This window comes from Nocardiopsis sp. TNDT3, from assembly GCF_003427465.1.
GTDB lineage: Bacteria > Actinomycetota > Actinomycetes > Streptosporangiales > Streptosporangiaceae > Nocardiopsis > Nocardiopsis dassonvillei.
In genome coordinates this window covers 1-1,016 of record NZ_QPFC01001381.1, presented here as the reverse complement: position 1 = coordinate 1,016, position 1,016 = coordinate 1, and the positions used below count along the sequence as shown (strand labels likewise).

Sequence of the window (1,016 nt, the reverse complement as noted above, 5' to 3'; positions counted from 1 at the left end):
GGCCGGGCCGCCGAGCCCGATCGGGGTGTCGGCCACGACCACGGAGCCGCGGCTCTCGGACAGCGTCCGCAGCGCCCTGCCCACCGCCTCGCCCGCGTCGGAGCCCGCCTCGGCCAGGTCGGCCAGGCCCTTCTCCAGGTCGATGGCCTCCTCGGCGAGTCCGACGGTGACCGCGATGGTCTCCGACACCGCGTCGAGGTCGTCCAGGTAGATGACGTTCTGGCCCAGCTGGGTGTCCCAGAAGCCGCGCACCTTGTCGTTGTGGTAGTGGCCGCTGCCGGTCGGCATGATGAAGTACACCTCGAAGCTGCGCCGCAGCTCGGCCAGGATCCGCGGGAAGGGGATGTCCTCGGTGAGGTCGTCGCCGATCACCTCGCGCACCTCCCGCGCCTTGACCGCCCCGTAGGCCATCTCGTCGCCGATGACGAAGAGGTGGCCGCGCCGTCCGCGCTTCTCCAGGCAGTCCATGGAGGTGTGCCTGGCCATGAAGTACATGGCCAGCTCGTAGGACTCCATCACCTGGCCGCCACCGCCGCCCTCCAGCAGGATGTTGCCCAGGTCGTCCTCCAGTTCGTTGCCTGACTCGAACTGCCCCACCTGGAGCGGGGCCCGGTCGCACGTGGCGTCGCCGATCGCGCCGAAGAGGATCTGCGGGTCCTGCACGTACCCCTTGCGCAGCAGCAGGCCGAACAGGTCGGGCAGCTTGGTCTGCAGCACGCGCGGCACGTTGCGCATGGACCCGGTGACGTCGAAGAGCACCGAGATGGCCAGCGACTCGGGGTGTTCGGCGGAGTCGCGGCTCTCGCGCACGCCCACCCCGTGGGGGTCGAGGCTGTCGTGGACCCGCCAGGCACTGCGCGGGGTCGAGGCGAGCACGTCGTCGGTGTAGCCGAAGCTGCTGGAGCCGACGGAGGCGTTGTAGGCCTGACGCGCGTGGTAGGCGTCGGTGGACCAGTTGCTGCTTCCCATGGGGTTCTCCTCGGGAGACGGGGCGGGCGGATGGGGCCGCCGGGGTC

Annotated in this window: 1 protein-coding gene; it reads right to left on the bottom strand. The window is 70.6% G+C overall.

Annotated elements, in window-relative coordinates:
* Positions 1-969, bottom strand: a 969-nt coding sequence (locus DQW06_RS28075; protein WP_117199611.1) for a hypothetical protein, incomplete at its 3' end; no start/stop codon positions are given.
* Positions 970-1,016: the final 47 nt, after the last annotated feature.